This is a genomic window from Rhizobium sp. CCGE 510, from assembly GCF_000292525.1.
GTDB lineage: Bacteria > Pseudomonadota > Alphaproteobacteria > Rhizobiales > Rhizobiaceae > Rhizobium.
Genome location: NZ_AEYF01000021.1, coordinates 89,284 through 104,507, shown reverse-complemented (window position 1 = coordinate 104,507; position 15,224 = coordinate 89,284). Strand labels below are relative to the sequence as shown.

Sequence of the window (15,224 nt, the reverse complement as noted above, 5' to 3'; positions counted from 1 at the left end):
CTCAGTCGATCGCCGCTGTGACGATGAACTCGACCTTGTATTTCGGCGCAGCGAGCTTTGCTTCGCTGGTCGCGCGGGCCGGTGTATTGGCCGGATCGATCCAGGCTTCCCAGGCAGCGTTCATCTCGGCGAAATAGGCAATGTCGGAGAGGTAGATAATCGTCTGCAGGATCTTCGACTTGCTGCTGCCGGCCGCAGCCAGCAGGCGGTCGACTTCGGCAAGCGAAGACTTGCACTGATCGGTGACGCTTTCGCCCTCGCCGACCTGGCCTGCGAGATAGACCGTGTTGCCGTGAATGACGGCGCCGCTCATGCGCGCGCCGACGTCGATACGTTTAATGCTCATTATAGTCTCCTGAGTGATGGAAGGTGGCGGCGCTGCGGAACAGCGCCGGAAAAGCGGGCACCCGGAACGGGCGCGGTTACGGGCTCAGCCGCGAATATGGTGAGACTTCTGGTAGATCGCCGTCGAGCGCGCCCCGGAGCGGCAGTAGCCGAGCATCGGCCGCGGGAATTCATCGAGCGCGTCGACCATGCCTTGCACGGCTTCCTCGGTCACGCCCATCGGTCCAACCGGCACATGAGCGATATCGAGACCAAGCTCTTTGGCGCGCGCCTCGATGACCGAGAATGCTGTCTGGTCGGGGCTCTCATGGTCGGGGCGGTGGCAGACGATAGATTTGAACCCCATCGCCTTGATCTCGTCGAGCTCTTCAAGCGTGATCTGGCCCGAAACCGAATATTCATCGTCGATCTGGCGGATATCCATCGTCTTGTCTCCTCAAAATCGTGGGCTGAAGGTCTACGACGGGAGGCCCGCGAGCGTCAACAACACTTCGCTCAGAGGAAGGCAAAGCTCAGCGCATAGCTGCGGCTCTCGCCGGGTGCCAGCATGTTGAACTCACCGGCCGCCTGAAGCTCGTCGCGGGACACCCAACGATGGGAGACCGGCTCAATGCCGATAATATCGGCCGGCGCCTTCTGGTTCCGCCACACCTGCAGATGGGGCAGCGTATCGGCGCGAAAGCGCACGCGGAGCGTCCTGCCGCCGACCGCGGCAATGGGTCCAAGCCGGATCTCCGCGAAGCCTTCCTCCGTCGCCGGCGCCGGAACGCAGAAGATGCCGCCCGCCGCCTCGCCGAATGTCCAGGGCAAACCGCCATTCTCCAACATCCGGCCTTCGAGCCGCGTGCTCTCGTCCAGCCATTTGCCGCCGGTATTCATGTGATACATCAGGAAGGTCGGCACCGTGCGATCACTCGTATTGACGACCCGGTCCTCAAGCTGCACCTCGCCGGTCGCCCCGTCGATCCGCCACAGCCGCTCGATGCGCTGTGGCAGTCCCTCGACGGTTGTGATGTCGATATCGGCGCGGCATTCGGCATTACCATTCTCGTACTTCGTCCACAGCACCTTGGCCGCATGGCCGGAGACCGATCCGTGCAGCGGATAGACCTTGCCGTCGGACCGGCCGGCGATCGGCTGGCGATGGCGGATATGGTCCGGGCCGCAGGTAAACAGGAAGCCTTCGAGCGAGTGATCGATTCGCGGATCGCCGTCGTCGGGAATGGCGCGCTTCGGCGCGATGTCGACGCCTTCGACGATGCATCCGCCGATATCCAGCACCGATGTTTCGTCCAGCATCAGGCGCGGCCCGCTTGCGGCGGCAAATTCGATCATCACGGTCTCCTCAGGGAATTATCGGCCGGTAGCGTTAGGTTTCGTGCCGCCATTCGTCAATCGGCCCTGTCGCCATCTTACTGATTTCGCGCCAACTGGGGATATTCGGAACCGACACAGGGACGCAAACGTTTATGAGCAAAAGGAAATCTTAGTGATTTTCATATTTTGTTCAGCACGGTTTCATAAATTCCACACTAGCGTCAAAATTCGCATGTGTGTGTCTGCCAGTCACTGTTCCGAGGTATGAGACGTGAATCGCTTTTTGAAGTCGGCATTTTCGCTTGCAGCCGTGCTGGCAGCCATCGCGGCTGCAGCGCCGGACGCAGGCGCGCAGCAGTTCCGTGACCGCCGGCAAAGCGATGTCGTGCTGGTCACGCCGAACGGCGAAATTCTCGACTACGTCCCGCGCGGCTATATCTATGCCCGCGACCGCAGCGGCAATCGCGTGCTGATCGATGACTACGGCAACGTCGTCGCCACCGAGATGCGCGCTCGCGGCTACTATCCGCCACGGCCCGGTCCGCGCGAGGTCTATGCTGACCAGAACGGCAACGATCCCTATTACGCCGACGACAACGCCTCTGGCGACACGCGTTATTCCGAGCGCGGTGCGGTCACCGGCGGTATTCCCCGCGATGCGGCGATCGAACGCCAGCCGCTCGACGGGCAGCCCTATCCCGACGACAACAGCATCGGCAATCCGCAGTCCGGCGACGATTATGCCTCGATTGATCCCGACCAGCAGCTCCCCCCCGCGGATGCGCCCAGGACCGCGCCGGATGAGCCCGTGATCACGCTGAAGAATAAATCGAAGCCAGAGATCGTCGCGCTGCAGGTCTTCCTCGACCGAGCAGGCATCTCCCCCGGCGTCATTGACGGCCATATGGGCTCGAACGTCACCAAGTCGGTCTATGCCTATGACCAGATGACCGGCTCCAAACTCGACCCGAACGATACCGACGCCATTCTGGAAGAGCTGCGCATGAATGGCGGCCTGCCGGTCGTCAGCTACACGATCACCCCGGCGGATGCCGCCGGCCCCTACGTCGCAGAGATCCCGGAAGACTATTCGCAGAAGGCGCTGCTGCCGTCGCTCGCCTTTACCTCGACCACCGAAATGTTGGCCGAGCGCTTCCACATGGATGAAGCCTTCCTCAAGGAAATGAACCCCGGCGCCGATTTCACCGTTGCCGGCACGATCATCAAGGTTGTCAATCCGGGCGAGCCGAAGAGCGGCGAGGTTGCCCGTATAATCGCCGACAAGGGCCGAAAGCAGGTCTTTGCCTATGACGGCGCCGGCAATCTCATTGCCGCCTACCCGGCATCGATCGGCTCCACCGACACGCCTTCCCCGTCAGGCACCGTTACGGTCGAGCGCGTCGCGTTCAATCCCGGCTATACTTATAATCCGAAGATCAATTTCCAGCAGGCCGGCAACGACAAGATCCTCAACATTCCACCCGGCCCGAACGGCCCCGTCGGCACCGTCTGGATGGCGCTGTCGAAGCCGACCTACGGCATCCACGGCACCCCCGAGCCTTCCAAGATCGGCCGCACCCAGAGCCACGGCTGCATCCGCCTAACCAATTGGGATGCGACCGAGCTTGCCAAGATGGTCAAGCCGGGGGTGACGGTCGAATTCGTCGATTGATCGAATATCGCGAATCTCGAAACGCAGTTACCGCAAGGCGGACAATACGATGTCGGGTAGCAAACGACCGAGACGCGGTAGGATGGGTGTGTCCGCCTTTTGATACAACAATCTAGCAGGGACGACGGCGGCAGTTCAAATTTGCTCCCCCGTTTCAAAGTTTGGAATCTGAGAACGCGCCTAAAGCAATTAAATCTGTAGATTTAACCTCCTGACATTTTGGAGGTCATATGAAATTGTTTGTTCGTTTTGCTTTAAGCGCATTGGCAGGTTTGGTCGCGATCAGCACGGCGCGGGCTGCCGATCTCTCGGAAATTCGCCTGGACTGGGCGACCTACAACCCAGTCAGCCTTATCCTCAAGAATGAAGGCATCCTGGAAAAGGAATTCGAGAAGGATGGGATCAAGATCACCTGGGTCCAGTCCGCCGGCTCCAACAAAGCCCTTGAATTCCTGAACGCTGGCTCTCTCGACTTCGGCTCGACCGCCGGGGCAGCCGCCTTGATCGGTCGCATCAACGGCAATCCGATCAAATCCATCTACGTCTATTCGCGTCCGGAATGGACGGCATTGGTAACCCGCAAGGATACCGGCATTGCCAAGGTCGGGGATCTCAAGGGCAAGACCATCGCCGTGACGCGCGGCACCGATCCGCACATTTTTTTGGTCCGCGCTCTCGCCGATGCAGGCCTGACTGAAAAGGATGTTTCGCTCGTCCTGCTCCAGCATGCGGACGGCCGCCTTGCGTTGAACCGCGGTGACGTCGACGCTTGGGCGGGCCTCGATCCGATCATGGCCTCGGCCGAGATCGAAGACGGCGACGTGCTCTTCTATCGCAAGCCGGAAAACAACAGCTGGGGCATTCTCAACGTGCGCGAGGAGTTTGCCGTTGCGCATCCCGATATCGTCAAACGTGTCCTTGCGTCCTACGAGAAGGCCCGCACTGAAGCGCTGAAGGAACCGGCCAAGCTGAAAGCCGCCCTCGTTGCTGCCACCAAGCTGCCCGATAGCGTGATTGATCGCCAACTGGAGCGCACCAACCTCAGCTATTCCGTCATTGGCGATGCGCAGCGCGAAACGATTGAAGCCGCCGGTCTCGCTTTGCAAAAAGCTGACGTCATCAAGGCGGATGTCGATGTCAAACAGGCCGTATCCGGGCTGATCGATCCCAGCTACGCCTCCGCCGCTCTCGGCCAGTGAAGCGATAGGAAACACATTCTTATGTCGTTGGTCGACATCGCGCTGTCATGGCGCAATACAGAAACAGGAAGAGAGACCCGGCAGCGCCGGGTTTCTCCTTTCGATCATCCGATCGTTGGGATCGTGCTTCCAGTTGCGCTGTTTGCCGCCTGGGAGATCCTCGTCCGTACGGGAGTGGTCGGGGGTCGTCTGATGCCACCGCCCTCGAAAATTCTCTATACGGTCTATACGCTGGCCGCATCGGGAGAACTGGCGACGCATGTCGGTGTGACGCTGCGGAGAGTGGCGATCGGTTTTGCCGTCGGGTCTCTGGCGGGAACGGTGCTCGGGGCGCTGACCGGGTATTCCAAGCTGCTCGCACGCCTGTTCGATCCGACGCTGCAGGCCCTGAGAGCCATTCCGTCGATTGCCTGGGTGCCGCTGTTTATCCTGTGGTTCGGCATTTTCGAAGCCTCCAAAGTCGCCTTGATTGCCGTCGGCGTCTTCTTCCCTGTCTATCTCGGGGTCTATGGCGCCGTGGTCGGTGTTGACAGGCGCATCGTCGAGGTCGGACGTGTCTTTCGGCTTTCCGGGTTCGACCTCATTCGTCTGATCCTGCTGCCGGCAGTCCTTCCCGACTATATCCTTGCCCTGCGCGCAGGCCTGGGTCTCGGCTGGATGTTCGTCGTCGCGGCGGAATTCATGGGTGCATCGGAGGGCCTGGGATATCTCCTGGTCGATGGGCAGCAGCTCGGAAAACCGGATCAGATCCTTGCCGCTATCTTGATCTTTGCCATTGTCGGCAAGGCGACCGACAGCCTGCTTCTGATTGCGACCGCGCCGTTTCTGCGCTGGCGTGACAACCATGTGAGCGGGATCTGACATGCTCGATATCCGCACTCTGTCCAAGATCTACCCCAACGGAACGCATGCCCTGCAGGACTTCTCCTTGAGCGTCGAAAAGGGTGAGCTGATCGCAGTCATCGGCGGATCGGGCTGCGGCAAGAGCACCCTTTTGAGGCTGTTGTCGGGCCTGGAAACCCCCACCCAGGGCGAAATCAGCCTGGAGGGACGGCGGCTGACCGAGCCGGACGCGCTCGTGAACCTTGTGTTCCAGGAGCCTCGGCTCTTTCCCTGGCTGACGGTCGCCGACAATATCGGTTTCGGCCTGCGTCACCTGGCAAGTGACGAACGCGAGAAGCAGGTATCGGCCGCCCTGGAGAAGCTTGGCCTCCCCGGCTATGAGAAACGCTGGATCAAAGAGCTGTCCGGCGGGCAGGCTCAGCGTGTGGCGTTGGCGCGCGCTCTCGTGACGAAACCATCAGTGCTTTTGCTGGATGAGCCGTTCTCCTCGCTTGATGCGATGACGCGCGCCGAACTCCAGGATCATCTGATCGATTTATGGCGTTTGAATGCCACAACGATGCTGCTGGTCACCCACGATATCGAGGAGGCCGCCTTTCTGGCGGATCGCGTCGTCGTGATGTGCCCCTGGCCGGGCCGCATTCTCGAAGTGGTCGATGTGGGCTTGCCCCGGCAACGCAATCGCATGTCGGACGAATTGGCCGGGGTCAAAAGACGTCTTTCCGAGCTTCTGGCTCATTCTCTCAATGGTGATGGTCGCACGGCAGGCACCTGAAAAACGAAATGCGTCGCCGGCGCACCGGACGCATTTTCGTCTTCGGGATGCTGGCTGTCAGGCCGCCGTCGCCATACGGGCCGATGCCGTCAGCCTGACCGGCAGCTTGCTCATCATTTCCTCGGCAAAACAGGTGGCGTTTTCACGCGCCTTGTCGAGATTGCTGACGCGTGTGGGATCGATCGTGTGCAGCGTGCCACCACAGTCGAAGATGTCGCGGAAGGCCGAGCGTTCGATGATCGCCGTGTCCAGCACCGGCACATGCCGCTCGCTGAGAAGCGACTTGACGACCTGCAGCGCCCTTGTCGTCACCATGGAGTTGACGCGCGTCAGCACCACCGAATGGCCGATCTTGATGCCCGCCTTCTCGTCCAGATACTGTAGCAGTTCGAGCACCTGCGCGCCACCGCGCGCATCCATCGCACAGCCCTGGATCGGGATCAGCACGTGATCGGAAAGGCCGACGGCTGTGGCGAGCAGCGGATTGCGCGCGCCCGGCAGGTCGACGATGAAATAGTCGGTATTGTGCTTGTTCTCGCTGATATGCAGCGGCAGCGACGCGGTTGTCACGAAATCGATCACCGAAATATTGGCCACATGGCCCGATATTTCGTGCCAACGCGAAATCCAGTGCTGCGGGTCGGCATCGAGAATGGTGACACGATAGCCTTTGCGGGCCAGCTCGGTGGCGAGCAGCAGAACAGCGGTCGTCTTGCCGGCCCCGCCCTTGGTATTTGCGAATGTGATGACAGGCATGTTCGGTCCTCGGAAGGAAATGGCGCGAGCCGGAATCGCTCTTTTACGCACCGTCGGAGCATCGTGCGGTTAATCCATTCTTTACAATCATGGTTAACAAATCCCGAACACGCCCGCCGAAATTGCAGTTGGTATTTTTCACATCCCTAAAATTTATGTAAATCGCCCAAAAGTGTTCAGCGGTTTTGGGACAACGATATGCATCGGGCAAAAACTTAAAGCACGGATGTCGCCAAAGCAAAAAGGCCCGGAAGAACAAAGTCTTCCGGGCCAATCTGCAGGTCCGCTCTTATCAAGCATGTCGCGCAAAAGTGTGCAGCGGTTTTGCGCTAACGATATGCGTAAAGACCTACAGCGCAAGGAGCGAATCTGAAAATCGCGACGCGCTTTAGTGTCAGAAGCAGTCCTTGAAAAGCGCCTTGGTATTTTCGAGCGTCATCGCAACCGGGTTGCCGCCCGCACTCGGATCTTCGATCGCCATCGCCGACAATTCGTCGATCCGGTCAGCCGCAATTCCCATCGCCGACAGCGTCTCCGGCACGCCGAGCTCGGAGCGGAGCTTCAGCACATAATCGTAGAAGCCGTCGAAACCGCCCGAGATACCGAGATAGGCAGCAGCACGGCCGATCTTCTCCTCGATCGCCTTGCGGTTGAAGCGCAGCACCGCCGGCATGACAACCGCATTGGTCATGCCGTGATGGGTGTTGTAGACGGCGCCGATCGGGTGCGACAGCGCATGGATGGCGCCGAGCCCCTTCTGGAAGGCAACAGCGCCCATGGCGGCGGCGGCCATCATATTGGCGCGGGCTTCGAGATCCGTGCCCTCCCTGTAGGCGCGCGGCAGGAATTCCTTGACGAGCCGCATGCCTTCAAGCGCGATGCCGGCCGACATCGGGTGATAGAAAGGCGAGGAATAGGCCTCCAGGCAATGGGCGAAAGCATCCATGCCGGTGCCGGCGGTGATGATCTTCGGCATCCCGACCGTCAGTTCCGGATCGGAGATGACGACGCCAGGCAGAAACTTCGGATGGAAGATGATCTTCTTCACATGCGTTTGCGAATTGGTGATGACGCTGGCGCGGCCGACTTCCGAACCGGTGCCCGCCGTCGTCGGCACCGCGACGATCGGGGCGATACCCTCGAGGTTCGCACGCGTCCACCAGTCGCCGATATCTTCGAAGTCCCAAACCGGCCGCGTCTGGCCGGCCATGAAGGCGACGCACTTGCCGAGGTCGAGACCTGAGCCGCCGCCGAAGGCGACGACGCCGTCATGCCCGCCGTCCTTGAAAGCCCTGACGCCGGCCTCGAGGTTCTTTTCGTTCGGGTTCGGGTCGACATCGGCAAAGATCGCCCGGCCAAGACCGGCATCTTCGAGGATATCGAGCGCATTTTTAGTGATCGCCATCGAGGCGAGACCGCGGTCGGTGACGAGAAGCGGCTTTTTGATGCCGAGGCTCTTGCAGGCGTCGGCCAGTTCCTTGATGCGGCCCCGGCCGAGCTTGACGGATGTCGGATAGCTCCAATTTGCGGTGATGTTGCTGCTCATGCTGTGACTTTCTTCAAATGAAAGGATTTCGGACGCGTCAGATTCTGGAAGCCGATGATCGACAGCGAGCCGCCGCGACCGGTCTCCTTGACGCCGGTCCAGCAGAGCGCCGGATCGAGATAGTCCGCGCGGTTCATGAAAACGGTGCCGGTTTCGATCTCGCGGCCGAGCCGCGCTGCCCGCTCGACATCGCCGGTCCAGAGCGAGGCCGTCAGTCCGTACTGGCTGTCGTTCATCAAAGCGAGTGCCTCCTCGTCGCTCTTCACCTTCATGATGCCGACTGCCGGACCGAAGGTCTCCTCGCGCATGAAGGCCATGGAATGGTCGACATCGACGAGAACCTGCGGTGCCAGATAAGCGCCACCGTCATCCTGGGGGAAAAGCTTGGGGTCGACAAGCGCCTTGGCACCCTTGGAAACCGCCTCGTCGATCTGCTCGCGCACCACTTTGGCAAAGCGCTTATGCGCCATCGGCCCAAGCGACGTATCGGGATCGAGCGGATTGCCGAGCTTATAGTTCGACACCCAGGCGACCGACTTCTCGACGAAGGTGTCATAGAGCGATTCATGCACATAGATGCGCTCGATGCCGCAGCAGCATTGGCCGGAATTATAGGTCGCGCCGTCCATCAGCGTATCGACGGCCGCCTCGAGATCGGCGTCCTCCATCACATAACCCGGATCCTTGCCGCCGAGTTCGAGGCCGAGCCCGGTGAAGGTGCCCGCGGCAGCCCGTTCCATCGACCGTCCGCCTTCGACCGATCCAGTGAAATTGACAAAATTGAAGCTGCCGGCGGCAATCAGCGCCGACGTCGTTTGATGATCGAGGAAGACGTTCTGGAACACGTCCTCGGGAACGCCAGCCTCGATGAAGGCCTGTACCAGTCGCTCGCCGACCAGGAGCGTCTGCGAGGCATGTTTCAGCACCACCGTATTGCCGGCCATCAGTGCCGGTGCGATCGTGTTGATCGCCGTCATATAGGGATAGTTCCATGGCGCGACGACGAAGACGACGCCATGCGCTTCGCGCTCGATGCGGCGCTCGAAACGCTCGCTCTCCTCGACGACGAGCGGAGCTAATGCATCCGCCGCAATCGAAGCGACATAATTCGAGCGCTCGTTGAAACCCTTATATTCGCCGCCATACTTGACCGGCCGGCCCATCTGCCAGGCAAGCTCCGGCACGACGACGTCTGACATCTCGTTCAGCCGCGCCGTACCCTTCAGCACAAGCTGCACGCGCTCTTCGAGCGGCCGTTTCGCCCAGGCCTTCTGCGCCTTGCGGGCCCGCGCCACCACGTCCTTGGCGGCATCGAGAGATAGTGCGGCGCGCTCGGCGTAGACCGACCCGTCAATCGGTGAAATGCATTGGATCATTGCCATGATCGATTTCCGTCCTCGTATTGATCAAAAATTTCGTCGAGGGCATGAGCCCCTCATCCGCGCCGGCACCTTCTCCCCGCTTGCGGGGCGAAGGGGATATGCCGCAACCTCTCCGTTCCTCGCTAAGGTCTCGCGGGGCACGTCCCCTCTCCCCGTTTTTACGGGGAGAGGGTGAGGGTGAGGGGCAGCAACCCCCGATCCGTACTAAGCTCTTTCGAAACCGCGCGCCACTTCCCAATCGGTGATGCGGCGGTCGTATTCTTCCTGCTCCCATTCGGCGGCGCGGGTGTAATGGTCGATCACGTCATCGCCGAAGGCTTTGCGCAGCATTGCCGATTCCGTCATTTCGGTGGTGGCCGCGCGCAGCGTGCGCGGGATTTCGCGCACACCCTTGCCGCCATAGGCGTCGCCGACGAAGGGGGCTTCGAGTTCCAGCTTGTTCTCGATCCCGTCGATGCCGGCCGCAAGCAGCGCAGCAAAGGCGAGATAGGGATTGAGATCTGAGCCGCCGACGCGGCACTCGATACGAATTCCCTTCGTCTCCTCGCCGCAGAGCCGGTAGCCGGCAGTGCGGTTGTCCTTGCTCCAGATCGCCTTGGTCGGCGCAAAGGTGCCGGCCATGAAGCGCTTGTAGGAGTTGATGTACGGCGCCAGGAAATAGGTGATCTCACTCGCATGAGCGAGAAGCCCGGCGACGTAATTGTGCATCAGCGGCGACATGCCGTATTTGCCGGTATGGTCGAAGAATAGCGGCTTCTCCTCCAGGCTCCAGAGCGACTGATGGATATGCGAGGAACTGCCGGCGGCGTTGTAATTCCACTTGGCCAGGAAGGTGATCGCCTTGCCCTTCGACCAGGCGATCTCCTTGCAGCCGTTCTTGATGATCGCGTGCCGGTCGGCCATGGCCAGCGCGTCGGCGTAGCGCACGTTGATTTCCTCCTGGCCGGCGGAAGCCTCGCCCTTGGAATTCTCGACCGGAATGCCGGCGCCTTGCAGCCCGGTGCGGATCGCCCGCATCACCTCTTCCTCCTTGGTCGTCTGGAAGATGTGGTAATCCTCGTTATAGGCGCTGGCGAGCTTGAGGTTGCGGTAGCCGGATGCCTGCGCCGTCTCGTAGCTCTGGTCGAACAGGAAGAATTCGAGCTCGGAGGCCATGTAGGCCTTCATGCCCATGTCTTCCAGGCGCTTCACCTGCTTCTTCAGGATCGCGCGCGGCGAATGGGCGACCTCTTCATGGGTGTGATGGTCGAGCATGTCGCAGAGCACCAGCGCCGTGCCGTCGAGCCAGGGGATACGGCGCAGCGTCGCCAGATCCGGCTTCATCGTATAGTCGCCGTAGCCCTTTTCCCAACTCGTCGCCTTATAGCCGGAGACGGTCTCCATCTCCATGTCGGTGGCGATCAGGTAGTTGCAGCTGTGCGTTTCCTTCCAGGCGCTTTCGAGGAAAAATTCCGCTTGAAAGCGCTTTCCCATCAGCCGGCCCTGCATGTCAACCTGGCAGGCCAGAACCGTATCGATGCGCCCTTCGGCAACATCCTTCCTGAGATCGTCGATTGTGTAATTGCTCATTGTTGATCCGCCTGAACGAGAAATGGGGAAATCGGAAACCGGGGCAACGAAACGGCATACCATCGCCAGCTTTTTCCGGCCGGATGCCTTTTCGTTGGACCGCTGATGGGGCCGCGAATGCGGCCCCATCATTCGAGAGGGAAGCCTCGTTGCTTAGTGTTCGCCTCTTTCGCCGACGGCTGCTTCGGCGGCCGCAATGTCGGCCTGGCGCTTTGCCACATCTGCGCCGATCGGCGGCCCCTTGAAGCGCCGGTTCTCGAAACCGAACCATACGATCGCGGTCAACAAGAGGAAGCCAACGGTAACGTAAAGCGCAGCACCGTTCGGCGGCTGGATGCCGAGAATGAAGATCAGGATCATCGCGATGACCGTGAGCACGGCAAAGAGCTTGAAGACCCCTTCACCGAGGTTCCACGGACCCATCTTGTCCCACTTCGACGTACCCCAGGCGAAAAGGCCGAGCGTGATCGGGATCGCAAAGGAGAAGAACAGGAAGATGACCGTGCACGAGACGACGATCGTATAGACCGGCGTGTCGCCGACTTTCATGAAGTCGAGTGAGGTGAACCAAACGAAAAGTACCGACAGGATCGAGCCGGTCCAGATCGCCGCCACTGGCGTGCGGTATTTCGGGCTGACCTTCGCCAGTGCCTTGGAGGCTGGCAGACCGCCGTCACGCGAGAAGGCGAAGATCATGCGCGAGACCGAGGTGACGGTCGCAAGGCCGCACAGCCACTGGCTGACGAGGATGGCAAAATAGAGGATGTCCTTGACGATCGGATTCACCTGGCTGTCCATCGCCCAGAAGAACACGTTCCAGCCCTGCTTTGCCGCATCGTCCATGTTCGGCAGCATCAGAACGAAGGCGCACAGCATGATGTAGCCGAAAAGCGCCGACCACAGGACGGACGCGACCATGCCGCGCGGGACCGACTCGGCAGCCTTGACGGTCTCTTCCGAGGTATGCGCCGAGGCGTCATAGCCGGTGATCGTATAGATCGGCAGCAACAGACCGAGCAGGAAGACCCAGGCGCCCGAGGTGGAAGGCCAGACGTTGCCGCCGGCTTCGCCGGAATAGTTGGCGAAGGTGAAGAGGCGGCCGATCTCGTAGGAGGGCGCTGCGATGAGGCAGACGGCCGATAGCGCGATCGCGGTCGCGAAGATCAGATAACCCGAGAAATCGGTCAGCTTCGCGGTCAGCCCGATGCCCATGTGGTTCACGAGCGCCTGCGCGCCGGTGATCACCACGAGGAAGATGATGCGCACCGCTGTCGTGTCGGTCAGTCCGAAATAGCCGGTGCCGAACGACCCCATGAAGAAATAATAGGTGCCGACATTGATGGCGCCGAGCACGGTGACGAGACCGAGCAGGTTGAACCAGGCGGTCACCCAGCCGGTGAAACGATTGCCGAGGATCGAGCTCCAGTGGTAGAGGCCGCCGGCCGTCGGATAGGCCGAACTGATCTGCGCCATGCCAATGGCAAAGACGAGCGATATGAAGCATCCCACCGGCCAGCCGATGCCGATCGCCGCTCCGCCGGCACCGGAGGTCGCCTGCGCCAGCGAATTGATGCCCCCGGAGAGGATGCAGATGATGGAGAATGAGACTGCAAAGTTCGAGAACGAGCTCATGCGTCGTTCGAGTTCCTGGGCATAACCCATGGAATGCAGGATGTGCACATCCTGCTTCTTGTCCAGTTCGGAATAATCCGACATGACTTCCCCCTGTTCACGATCGGCCGCGGGATTGCGGGCCGGTTCAGTGCCAAATTGTCCGCGGCCTTCGCGCCATACGGACGTTCGCAGTTAGACTGCTCCCTCGGGTCTTCTTTTTATGTCAGGCGTCCAGGCTTTGCTGGAGCAGCCCTTTTAGATAGTCGGCCATGACCCCTTGGCCGACATCGTCTGCGATGAGGTCGTTGCGGACCTCGATCATCACATTGCGCAAGCCGTTCGAAAGCCCGTGCAGGATCAGCGTGTGGGTCACGCCGTCCTCGGGCCCGTAAGGCTCGTTGCGTTCCGTCCTGTAAAGCGGCGCCTCGGCCGCTGCCTTCAGCATAAGGTCGGCGAACCGGCTGTCCTCATCGTGCAATATGCCGAGTTCGACGACACGTTCGCGACCGTGATAGACCGGCGTGAAGCTGTGGATCGTCACGATGATGCTGTCTTGTCCCCTCGCCCGGCGATCGCGGATCAGCCCGCGAATCGCGTCGTGGAAAGGCACGTAGAGCGCGTCGGTACGCGCCAGGCGTTCTTCGGCGGTCAAATCCTTGTTGCCGGGAATGGCGTAGATCTCGCTTGCTTCAGGCATGGCGCCAGGTGAACTGGGCGGCCGGTTGCAGTCGTAGATAAGCCTGGAGAACCGCTGGTGAACGAGCGTCGCGTCGAGCCCGTCCGATATGCCGCGGGCGACCGCGAGGGCGCCCGGGTCCCAGGCAATATGGCTCGCGAGTGCTTCGCTGGGCAGTCCAAGGTCGCCGAAATACGCCGGAAGCACATTCGAAGCGTGCTCGCAGATCAGCAGCACCGGGCTCTGGCCACGGATACGCTCGACACCGACACAGTCGCCATCCGCTTCGCTGAGGATTTTCGGCCTGGCCAGCACCAAAGGCGCCACTCCTTATCCGTTAACAAATTCCTGATGAAGAAAAGAATTCTTCAGGTTTCGGCCACTGTCAAGCGTCGACTGAAAATTTCTTTTCATGACAGTAGTTGACATGGATTGTGACAGCGTTGTTAACTTTGAGTGGGAAAGTGGCGCCAGACCATCCCGGGGAGCATAGTTACGTGACAGTTGCGTCGAAGACGGTTTCGGACGTCATACACTCGCATTTCGGGGTGCTGACGCGTGCCGAGAAGCAGCTGGCCGAAAGCCTTCTCGACAATTATCCGGTTTCCGGTCTCGGCAGCATCACCACGATCGCCGAGAATGCCGGCGTCTCGACGCCGACGGTCGTGCGTATGGTGCAGAAGCTCGGCTTCAAGGGCTATCCGGACTTTCAGGCACATCTGCATCTGGAGGTCGAGGCGACGATCTCCAACCCGATCACCAAGCACGACCGCTGGGCGCAGAATGCGCCGGGCACTCATATCCTCAACCGTTTCGCCGATGCCATCATGGGCAATCTGCGTCAGACGCTGACAGATCTCGACACCGCGACCTTCGACAGCGTCGCTTCGCTGCTTTCCGACCGCAAACGCGGCCTCTATTTCGTCGGCGGCCGCATAACCGGCGCGCTTGCCGAGTATTTCTTCACTCATATGCAGGTAATCCGGCCGGCAACGACGCTGCTGTCGTCGAACTCCAGCAGCTGGCCGCAATATGTTCTCAACATGAATGCCGGCGACATCCTGATCATCTTCGACATCCGCCGCTATGAACAGGAGATGGTGAGCCTTGCCACCGCCGCCCGCAAACGCGGCGCCGAAATCGTTCTCTTCACCGACCAGTGGGGCTCGCCGGCCGCCAAGCTGGCCCGGCATGCCTTCCGCGTTCGGATCGAGGCGCCGTCGGCCTGGGATTCCTCGGTCGTCACCCTCTTCATCGTCGAGGCGCTGATTGAAGCCGTTCAGAATTCGACCTGGGACGAGACGAAGGAACGGATGAAGACACTGGAGGGCCTGTTCGAGCAGACCAAGCTCTTCCGCAAACCGGGCTAAGGAGGAGAAGACTAAAAGAGAGGAAAACCAATGGCGGATTTCTGCGGAAACAGACTGCGCTGTCGCAAATGAACCATTTGACGCAGGCGCCTGCTATTCATGCAGAACTACCGTCATTCAACCGTCACACAAGCTTCATGTAAGCTGATTAACAGCATCG

The 15,224-nt window shown here is 60.4% G+C and carries 14 protein-coding genes; 5 read left to right on the top strand and 9 right to left on the bottom strand.

Annotation, left to right across the window (positions count from 1 at the left end):
• Window position 1: 1 nt before the first annotated feature.
• The 3 genes from RCCGE510_RS11440 to RCCGE510_RS11430 form a co-directional block, all read right to left on the bottom strand.
• Complete coding sequence (locus RCCGE510_RS11440) at window positions 2-346, bottom strand: RidA family protein (RefSeq protein WP_007630045.1); 345 nt, start codon at window positions 344-346, stop codon at window positions 2-4.
• Window positions 347-430: 84 nt separating this feature from the next.
• The gene (locus RCCGE510_RS11435) at window positions 431-769 is read right to left on the bottom strand and encodes a TIGR01244 family sulfur transferase (protein WP_007630044.1); all 339 of its coding nucleotides are present in this window, start codon (window positions 767-769) and stop codon (window positions 431-433) included.
• Window positions 770-840: 71 nt separating this feature from the next.
• Complete coding sequence (locus RCCGE510_RS11430) at window positions 841-1,680, bottom strand: DUF4432 family protein (RefSeq protein WP_007630042.1); 840 nt, start codon at window positions 1,678-1,680, stop codon at window positions 841-843.
• A gap of 253 nt (window positions 1,681-1,933) precedes the next feature.
• Here RCCGE510_RS11430 and RCCGE510_RS11425 point away from each other — a divergent pair, with 253 nt between their 5' ends.
• The 4 genes from RCCGE510_RS11425 to RCCGE510_RS11410 all read left to right on the top strand — a co-directional run bounded on the left by RCCGE510_RS11425 (window position 1,934) and on the right by RCCGE510_RS11410 (window position 6,151).
• Complete coding sequence (locus RCCGE510_RS11425) at window positions 1,934-3,334, top strand: L,D-transpeptidase (protein ID WP_007630041.1); 1,401 nt, start codon at window positions 1,934-1,936, stop codon at window positions 3,332-3,334.
• 230 nt (window positions 3,335-3,564) lie between these two features.
• A complete protein-coding gene (locus tag RCCGE510_RS11420) occupies window positions 3,565-4,533 on the top strand; it encodes an aliphatic sulfonate ABC transporter substrate-binding protein (RefSeq protein ID WP_007630040.1) in 969 nt (322 codons plus the stop codon).
• Between the two features lie 21 nt (window positions 4,534-4,554).
• Window positions 4,555-5,394: an ABC transporter permease gene (locus RCCGE510_RS11415; protein WP_007630039.1), complete on the top strand. Its 840-nt coding sequence runs from the start codon at window positions 4,555-4,557 to the stop codon at window positions 5,392-5,394.
• Between the two features lies 1 nt (window position 5,395).
• On the top strand, window positions 5,396-6,151 hold the full coding sequence (locus RCCGE510_RS11410) for an ABC transporter ATP-binding protein (protein WP_007630038.1): 756 nt from the start codon (window positions 5,396-5,398) through the stop codon (window positions 6,149-6,151).
• Window positions 6,152-6,208: 57 nt separating this feature from the next.
• Here RCCGE510_RS11410 and RCCGE510_RS11405 read toward each other — a convergent pair whose 3' ends face one another.
• The 6 genes from RCCGE510_RS11405 to RCCGE510_RS11380 form a co-directional block, all read right to left on the bottom strand.
• Window positions 6,209-6,907 carry a ParA family protein gene (locus tag RCCGE510_RS11405; protein WP_007630037.1) on the bottom strand — a complete coding sequence of 233 codons (699 nt, stop codon included), beginning with the start codon at window positions 6,905-6,907 and terminating at the stop codon, window positions 6,209-6,211.
• Window positions 6,908-7,301: 394 nt separating this feature from the next.
• Window positions 7,302-8,453 (bottom strand): iron-containing alcohol dehydrogenase, encoded by a 1,152-nt coding sequence (locus tag RCCGE510_RS11400; protein WP_007630036.1) that lies wholly within the window; start codon window positions 8,451-8,453, stop codon window positions 7,302-7,304.
• A complete protein-coding gene (locus RCCGE510_RS11395) occupies window positions 8,450-9,835 on the bottom strand; it encodes an aldehyde dehydrogenase family protein (protein WP_007630035.1) in 1,386 nt (461 codons plus the stop codon). Before RCCGE510_RS11395 ends, RCCGE510_RS11400 begins: the two co-directional genes overlap by 4 nt.
• Before the next feature lie 204 nt (window positions 9,836-10,039).
• Complete coding sequence (locus RCCGE510_RS11390) at window positions 10,040-11,404, bottom strand: glutamine synthetase family protein (RefSeq protein ID WP_007630034.1); 1,365 nt, start codon at window positions 11,402-11,404, stop codon at window positions 10,040-10,042.
• A gap of 153 nt (window positions 11,405-11,557) precedes the next feature.
• Entirely contained in the window at window positions 11,558-13,120 is a 1,563-nt protein-coding gene (locus RCCGE510_RS11385; protein ID WP_007630033.1) for an amino acid permease, read from the bottom strand.
• Between the two features lie 121 nt (window positions 13,121-13,241).
• Window positions 13,242-14,012 carry an N-formylglutamate amidohydrolase gene (locus RCCGE510_RS11380; protein ID WP_007630032.1) on the bottom strand — a complete coding sequence of 257 codons (771 nt, stop codon included), beginning with the start codon at window positions 14,010-14,012 and terminating at the stop codon, window positions 13,242-13,244.
• 179 nt (window positions 14,013-14,191) lie between these two features.
• On the opposite strand from RCCGE510_RS11380, the gene RCCGE510_RS11375 reads away from it, so the two are divergent.
• Window positions 14,192-15,064, top strand: coding sequence for a MurR/RpiR family transcriptional regulator (locus RCCGE510_RS11375; RefSeq protein WP_007630031.1), 873 nt, complete (start codon window positions 14,192-14,194; stop codon window positions 15,062-15,064).
• The last annotated feature ends 160 nt before the right edge of the window (window positions 15,065-15,224 follow it).

Excerpts from the sequence above, each read along its gene's own strand:
- RCCGE510_RS11440 (WP_007630045.1), bottom strand. The coding sequence starts at position 346 with ATGAGCATTAAACGTATCGACGTCGGCGCGCGCATGAGCGGCGCCGTC.
- RCCGE510_RS11435 (WP_007630044.1), bottom strand. The coding sequence starts at position 769 with ATGGATATCCGCCAGATCGACGATGAATATTCGGTTTCGGGCCAGATC.
- RCCGE510_RS11430 (WP_007630042.1), bottom strand. The coding sequence starts at position 1,680 with ATGATCGAATTTGCCGCCGCAAGCGGGCCGCGCCTGATGCTGGACGAA.
- RCCGE510_RS11420 (WP_007630040.1), top strand. The coding sequence starts at position 3,565 with ATGAAATTGTTTGTTCGTTTTGCTTTAAGCGCATTGGCAGGTTTGGTC.
- RCCGE510_RS11415 (WP_007630039.1), top strand. The coding sequence starts at position 4,555 with ATGTCGTTGGTCGACATCGCGCTGTCATGGCGCAATACAGAAACAGGA.
- RCCGE510_RS11410 (WP_007630038.1), top strand. The coding sequence starts at position 5,396 with ATGCTCGATATCCGCACTCTGTCCAAGATCTACCCCAACGGAACGCAT.
- RCCGE510_RS11405 (WP_007630037.1), bottom strand. The coding sequence starts at position 6,907 with ATGCCTGTCATCACATTCGCAAATACCAAGGGCGGGGCCGGCAAGACG.
- RCCGE510_RS11400 (WP_007630036.1), bottom strand. The coding sequence starts at position 8,453 with ATGAGCAGCAACATCACCGCAAATTGGAGCTATCCGACATCCGTCAAG.
- RCCGE510_RS11395 (WP_007630035.1), bottom strand. The coding sequence starts at position 9,835 with ATGGCAATGATCCAATGCATTTCACCGATTGACGGGTCGGTCTACGCC.
- RCCGE510_RS11390 (WP_007630034.1), bottom strand. The coding sequence starts at position 11,404 with ATGAGCAATTACACAATCGACGATCTCAGGAAGGATGTTGCCGAAGGG.
- RCCGE510_RS11385 (WP_007630033.1), bottom strand. The coding sequence starts at position 13,120 with ATGTCGGATTATTCCGAACTGGACAAGAAGCAGGATGTGCACATCCTG.